We start from the raw sequence: 7,126 nt of genomic DNA, 5'->3' as shown, positions 1-7,126 counted from the left end.
GGATGCAGAAGACCGCGTTACCCTCGACTTCACCGGTTCTGTAGACGGCGAAGAGTTCGAAGGCGGTAAAGCGTCTGATTTCGTACTGGCGATGGGCCAGGGTCGTATGATCCCGGGCTTTGAAGACGGTATCAAAGGTCACAAAGCGGGCGAAGAGTTCACCATCGACGTGACTTTCCCGGAAGACTACCACGCTGAAAACCTGAAAGGTAAAGCGGCGAAATTCGCCATCAACCTGAAGAAAGTGGAAGAGCGTGAGCTGCCGGAACTGACTGAAGAATTCATCAAACGTTTTGGCGTTGAAGATGGTTCCGTTGCCGGTCTGCGTACTGAAGTCCGTAAAAACATGGAACGCGAGCTGAAAGGCGCGGTGCGTAACCGTGTTAAATCTCAGGCAATCGACGGTCTGGTGAAAGCGAACGATATCGACGTTCCTGCTGCACTGATTGACAGCGAAATCGACGTTCTGCGTCGTCAGGCTGCTCAGCGTTTCGGTGGTAACGAGAAACAAGCGCTGGAACTGCCGCGTGAACTGTTCGAAGAACAGGCTAAGCGTCGCGTAGTTGTGGGTCTGCTGCTGGGCGAAGTGATTCGTACCAATGAACTGAAAGCGGATGAAGATCGCGTGAAGGGCCTGATCGAAGAAATGGCTTCTGCTTACGAAGATCCGAAAGAAGTGATCGAGTTCTACAGCAAAAATAAAGAGCTGATGGACAACATGCGTAACGTCGCTCTGGAAGAGCAGGCGGTTGAAGCGGTTCTGGCGAAAGCCAAAGTGACTGAAAAAGCCACGACCTTCAATGAGCTGATGAACCAGCAGGCGTAATTCCGCTTAAACGCGCGAATTTCGCTCAAAGGCCCGTCACCGTCAGGTGGCGGGTCTTTTTTTTGTCATGACTTTTGCATGGAAGCGTGCGAAAAAGCCCTTTTCAGTGTTAGCGTTCAGGCAAAAGATTGTTATGCTTGAATTATGGCGATGCCGTACCCATAACAGAGGGACTAGCTGATAATCCGTCCATAAGGTTACAATCGGTACAGCAGGTTTTTTCATTTTTTATCCAGGAGACGGAAATGTCATACAGCGGCGAACGAGATAACTTTGCACCCCATATGGCGCTGGTGCCGATGGTCATTGAACAGACCTCACGTGGTGAGCGCTCTTTTGATATCTACTCTCGTCTACTTAAGGAACGTGTCATTTTTCTGACCGGCCAGGTCGAAGATCATATGGCTAACCTGATTGTGGCGCAGATGCTGTTCCTGGAAGCTGAAAACCCGGAAAAAGATATCTACCTGTACATTAACTCTCCGGGCGGCGTAATTACCGCAGGCATGTCGATTTATGACACCATGCAGTTTATTAAGCCAGACGTCAGCACCATTTGTATGGGCCAGGCGGCCTCAATGGGCGCGTTCTTGCTGACGGCCGGGGCGAAAGGTAAACGTTTCTGCCTGCCGAACTCCCGCGTAATGATTCATCAGCCGTTGGGCGGTTACCAGGGCCAGGCAACGGATATTGAAATTCACGCCCGTGAAATCCTGAAAGTTAAAGGGCGCATGAACGAACTTATGGCACACCATACGGGTCAATCTCTTGAGCAGATTGAGCGTGATACTGAGCGCGATCGCTTCCTCTCTGCCGCTGAGGCAGTTGAGTATGGCTTAGTCGACTCGATTTTGACCCATCGTAATTGATGCCCGGGGCGCAACTCTGCCGCTATACTTACCAGGGGCGGCACAACGCGACAAAGCGAGTTGCGCCTGAGAATGGCATTTTGCGTCGTCGTGTGCGGCACAAAGAACAAAGAAGAGGTTTTGACTCATGACAGATAAACGCAAAGATGGCTCGGGCAAATTGTTGTACTGCTCTTTTTGCGGCAAAAGCCAGCATGAAGTGCGTAAGCTCATCGCCGGTCCATCCGTGTATATCTGCGATGAATGTGTCGATCTGTGTAACGACATCATTCGCGAAGAGATTAAGGAAGTAGCACCGCACCGTGAACGCAGTGCGCTGCCGACGCCACACGAAATTCGTAACCATCTTGACGATTACGTCATCGGTCAGGAACAGGCCAAGAAAGTGCTGGCGGTCGCGGTATACAACCACTACAAACGTCTGCGCAACGGCGACACCAGTAATGGCGTCGAGTTGGGCAAAAGTAATATTCTGCTGATCGGTCCGACCGGCTCCGGTAAAACGCTGTTGGCGGAAACGCTGGCGCGCCTGCTGGACGTTCCGTTCACGATGGCGGATGCCACCACGCTGACCGAAGCGGGTTACGTGGGTGAGGACGTTGAGAACATCATCCAGAAACTGTTGCAGAAGTGCGACTACGATGTGCAGAAAGCGCAGCGTGGTATTGTCTATATCGATGAAATTGACAAGATTTCCCGTAAGTCTGATAACCCGTCGATCACCCGTGACGTTTCCGGTGAAGGCGTACAGCAAGCGCTGCTGAAACTGATCGAAGGGACGGTTGCTGCCGTTCCGCCGCAGGGTGGACGTAAACATCCGCAGCAGGAATTCTTGCAGGTGGATACCTCTAAGATCCTGTTCATCTGTGGCGGTGCGTTTGCCGGCCTGGATAAAGTGATCGCCAACCGCGTTGAAACCGGCTCCGGCATTGGTTTTGGTGCAACGGTGAAAGCGAAATCCGACAAGGCCAGCGAAGGCGAACTGCTCTCGCAGGTTGAGCCGGAAGATTTGATCAAGTTTGGTCTGATTCCTGAGTTTATTGGTCGTCTGCCGGTTGTGGCAACGCTGAGCGAACTGAGCGAAGAAGCGCTGATCCAGATCCTGAAAGAGCCGAAAAACGCGCTGACCAAGCAGTATCAGGCGCTGTTCAATCTGGAAGGCGTTGACCTGGAGTTCCGCGACGAAGCGCTGGATGCGATTGCCCGCAAAGCCATGGCGCGTAAAACCGGTGCCCGTGGTCTGCGTTCCATCGTAGAAGCCGCGCTGCTGGATACCATGTATGATCTGCCTTCGATGGAAGACGTCGAAAAAGTGGTGATTGATGAGTCGGTGATCGGCGGTCAGAGCAAGCCATTACTGATTTACGGCAAGCCGGAAGCCCAGCAGGCATCTGGTGAATAATTAGCCAATCCATACAATCAGTTAATCAAAAAGGGGGGATTTTATCTCCCCTTTACTTTTTCCGTAATCATGGCGTTGAATGTGTGGGAAACATCCCCATATACTGACATACATGTTAAAGGTGGCATGAAGCACAGCTATGCCATCTGATTACCTGGCGGACACTAAACTAAGAGAGAGCTCTATGAATCCTGAGCGTTCTGAACGCATTGAAATCCCCGTATTGCCGTTGCGCGATGTGGTGGTTTATCCGCACATGGTCATACCCTTGTTTGTAGGGCGGGAAAAATCTATCCGTTGTCTGGAAGCGGCTATGGACCATGATAAAAAAATCATGCTGGTCGCCCAGAAGGAAGCATCAACGGATGAGCCGGGTGTAAACGATCTTTTCACCGTCGGGACCGTGGCCTCTATTTTGCAGATGCTGAAACTGCCTGACGGCACCGTCAAAGTGCTGGTCGAAGGGTTACAGCGTGCGCGTATTTCTGCGCTGTCTGATAACGGCGAGCACTTCTCTGCGAAAGCGGAATACCTTGATTCGCCTGCTATTGATGAGCGCGAACAGGAAGTGCTGGTACGCACAGCGATCAGCCAGTTCGAAGGCTACATCAAGCTGAACAAGAAAATCCCACCAGAAGTGCTGACGTCGCTCAATAGCATTGACGATCCGGCACGTCTGGCGGACACCATCGCTGCCCATATGCCGCTGAAGCTGGCGGATAAGCAGTCCGTGCTGGAGATGTCAGACGTGAACGAGCGTCTGGAGTATCTGATGGCGATGATGGAGTCTGAAATCGATCTGCTGCAGGTTGAGAAGCGCATTCGCAACCGTGTGAAAAAGCAGATGGAGAAATCTCAGCGTGAGTACTATCTGAATGAGCAGATGAAGGCGATTCAGAAAGAACTCGGCGAAATGGACGATGCGCCGGACGAAAACGAAGCGCTGAAGCGGAAGATCGACGCGGCAAAAATGCCGAAAGAGGCGAAAGAGAAAGCCGAAGCTGAACTGCAGAAGCTGAAAATGATGTCGCCGATGTCAGCGGAAGCGACCGTCGTGCGTGGTTACATCGACTGGATGGTACAGGTGCCATGGAATGCGCGTAGCAAGGTCAAAAAAGACCTGCGTCAGGCGCAGGAAATCCTTGATACCGACCATTATGGTCTGGAGCGCGTGAAAGACCGCATCCTTGAGTATCTCGCGGTTCAAAGCCGTGTGAACAAAATCAAGGGGCCGATCCTGTGCCTGGTAGGGCCGCCGGGGGTAGGTAAAACCTCTCTGGGTCAGTCCATCGCCAAAGCGACCGGGCGTAAATACATCCGTATGGCGCTGGGCGGCGTGCGTGATGAAGCGGAAATTCGTGGCCACCGTCGAACGTACATCGGTTCAATGCCGGGTAAACTGATCCAGAAAATGGCGAAAGTGGGCGTGAAAAACCCGCTGTTCCTGCTCGATGAGATCGACAAAATGTCTTCCGACATGCGTGGCGATCCGGCATCCGCACTGCTTGAAGTTCTGGACCCTGAGCAGAACGTGGCGTTCAGCGATCACTACCTGGAAGTGGACTACGATCTCAGCGACGTGATGTTTGTCGCGACCTCCAACTCCATGAACATTCCAGCGCCGCTGCTGGATCGTATGGAAGTGATCCGTCTGTCCGGGTATACCGAAGACGAGAAGCTGAACATTGCCAAACAGCACCTGTTGCCGAAGCAGATTGAGCGTAACGCGCTGAAGAAAGGCGAGCTGACGGTCGACGACAGCGCCATTATCGGCATTATTCGTTACTACACTCGTGAGGCTGGCGTGCGTAGTCTGGAACGTGAAATTTCCAAACTGTGCCGGAAAGCGGTTAAGCAATTGCTGCTGGATAAGTCACTGAAACACATTGTGATCAATGGCGATAACCTGCACGACTACCTGGGTGTACAGCGCTTTGACTATGGTCGCGCGGACAATGAAAACCGCGTAGGCCAGGTGACCGGTCTGGCGTGGACGGAAGTGGGCGGCGATCTGCTGACCATCGAAACCGCCTGCGTGCCGGGTAAAGGCAAGCTGACCTACACCGGTTCGCTGGGTGAAGTGATGCAGGAGTCCATTCAGGCTGCATTGACCGTGGTGCGCGCGCGTGCGGAAAAACTGGGTATTAATCCGGACTTTTACGAAAAACGCGACATTCACGTTCACGTTCCGGAAGGGGCGACGCCGAAAGACGGTCCGAGCGCCGGTATTGCGATGTGTACCGCACTGGTTTCCTGCCTGACCGGTAACCCGGTGCGTGCCGATGTGGCGATGACCGGTGAGATCACCCTGCGTGGTCAGGTACTGCCGATCGGTGGGTTAAAAGAAAAACTTCTGGCTGCGCACCGTGGTGGTATTAAAACGGTCTTAATTCCGGATGAAAACAAACGCGACCTGGAAGAGATTCCGGACAATGTTATTGCCGATTTGGACATCCATCCGGTGAAACGCATTGAAGAGGTTCTGACGCTCGCATTGCAAAATGAACCCTCTGGAATGCAGGTTGTGACGGCAAAATAGTGACCTCGCGCAAAGAGCACTAATAAAAACAGGGCTGGCAGGCCATTTCGTACTTGCCAGCCTTTTTTTGTATAGCTAATTTAGATGACGGATTGGGCTTGCCATCATTATCGGGTGTTGTAAGGGCATGGCAGGCCTGATATAACTGCTGCGCGGTCGCACTTTGAAGGATTCTGGTGCGATATAAATTATAATGAGGAAGAGAAGAGTGAATAAATCTCAACTGATCGACAAAATTGCTGCAGGGGCTGATATCTCCAAAGCTGCGGCAGGGCGTGCGTTAGACGCAATTATTGCTTCTGTTACCGAATCTCTGAAAGAAGGGGATGACGTTGCGCTGGTAGGTTTTGGTACTTTTGCTGTTAAAGAGCGTGCTGCCCGTACTGGCCGCAACCCGCAAACAGGTAAAGAGATCGCCATTGCTGCCGCCAAAGTACCTGGTTTCCGTGCAGGTAAAGCACTGAAAGACGCAGTAAACTAAGCGTGATCCCCTTCCGGGGACAGGACTCAGTACAAGGGCGCATCAATTGATGTGCCTTTTTTGTTTTTGCAGCGATTTTCTACATGTTGTGGGCTGACAATCGCCCCTGTTTCTTGTCACAATAGGCCTTTATGCGCAGCGTTCAGGAAACGCTATGCTGCGTAACGCGTATATACACAAGGCATTCACGTTTCATCGGGGCAGTTAACGACGAGGCCGCGTGAAAGATGCCGTGTATAGTCACCTACAGCGGAGTGTGGTTACACCATGATGGACAGCTTACGCACGGCTGCTAACAGTCTCGTGCTCAAGATTATTTTCGGAATCATTATCGTGTCGTTCATTCTGACCGGCGTGAGTGGTTACCTGATTGGCGGAGGCAACAACTACGCCGCTAAAGTGAATGACCAGGAAATCAGCCGTGGGCAGTTTGAGAATGCGTTCAACAGCGAGCGTAATCGCATGCAGCAACAGTTGGGCGATCAGTACTCTGAGCTTGCGGCAAACGAAGGTTACATGAAAACCCTGCGCCAGCAGACGCTTAATCGTCTGATTGATGAAGCGCTGCTTGATCAGTATGCCCGCGAACTCAAACTGGGCATCAGCGACGAGCAGGTGAAGCAGGCGATTTTCTCCACGCCGGCATTCCAGGTCGATGGCAAATTTGATAACAACCGCTATAACGCGATTGTTAATCAGATGGGGATGACCGCTGACCAGTATGCGCAAGCCTTGCGTAACCAACTGACTACACAGCAGCTTATCAGCGGCGTCGCGGGCACCGATTTTATGCTCAAGGGTGAGACTGATGAGCTGGCGGCGCTGGTTGCACAGCAGCGTGTCGTCCGTGAAGCCACGATTGACGTCAATGCTCTTGCAGCGAAGCAGTCGGTGACGGATCAGGAAGTGGCCAGCTACTACGAGCAGCACAAAAACAGCTTCATGACCCCGGAACAGTTCCGCGTCAGCTACATCAAGCTGGACGCCGCCTCGATGCAAAAGCCGGTCA

6 protein-coding genes are annotated in these 7,126 nt (G+C 52.4%); all 6 read left to right on the top strand.

Features of this window, described 5'->3' with window-relative positions; genetic code table 11:
• Positions 1 to 826: trigger factor (gene tig / locus AB7E14_RS17760; protein ID WP_428169748.1), on the top strand; the 826-nt coding region annotated here is incomplete at its 5' end.
• Between the two features lie 245 nt (positions 827 to 1,071).
• Positions 1,072 to 1,695, top strand: coding sequence for an ATP-dependent Clp endopeptidase proteolytic subunit ClpP (clpP, locus tag AB7E14_RS17755; RefSeq protein ID WP_002891804.1), 624 nt, complete (start codon positions 1,072 to 1,074; stop codon positions 1,693 to 1,695).
• A gap of 127 nt (positions 1,696 to 1,822) precedes the next feature.
• Entirely contained in the window at positions 1,823 to 3,097 is a 1,275-nt protein-coding gene (clpX, locus tag AB7E14_RS17750; RefSeq protein ID WP_042324505.1) for an ATP-dependent protease ATP-binding subunit ClpX, read from the top strand.
• A 184-nt stretch (positions 3,098 to 3,281) separates the two neighbouring features.
• Positions 3,282 to 5,636: an endopeptidase La gene (gene lon, locus AB7E14_RS17745; protein ID WP_042285905.1), complete on the top strand. Its 2,355-nt coding sequence runs from the start codon at positions 3,282 to 3,284 to the stop codon at positions 5,634 to 5,636.
• A 193-nt stretch (positions 5,637 to 5,829) separates the two neighbouring features.
• On the top strand, positions 5,830 to 6,117 hold the full coding sequence (hupB, locus tag AB7E14_RS17740; protein ID WP_152754439.1) for a nucleoid-associated protein HU-beta: 288 nt from the start codon (positions 5,830 to 5,832) through the stop codon (positions 6,115 to 6,117).
• A 267-nt stretch (positions 6,118 to 6,384) separates the two neighbouring features.
• Positions 6,385 to 7,126: SurA N-terminal domain-containing protein (locus AB7E14_RS17735; protein ID WP_428169747.1), on the top strand; the 742-nt coding region annotated here is incomplete at its 3' end.

Source organism: Citrobacter sp. (assembly GCF_050252275.1).
Classification (GTDB): Bacteria; Pseudomonadota; Gammaproteobacteria; order Enterobacterales; family Enterobacteriaceae; genus Citrobacter_A; species Citrobacter_A amalonaticus.
This window is presented reverse-complemented; position numbering and strand designations above follow the sequence as displayed.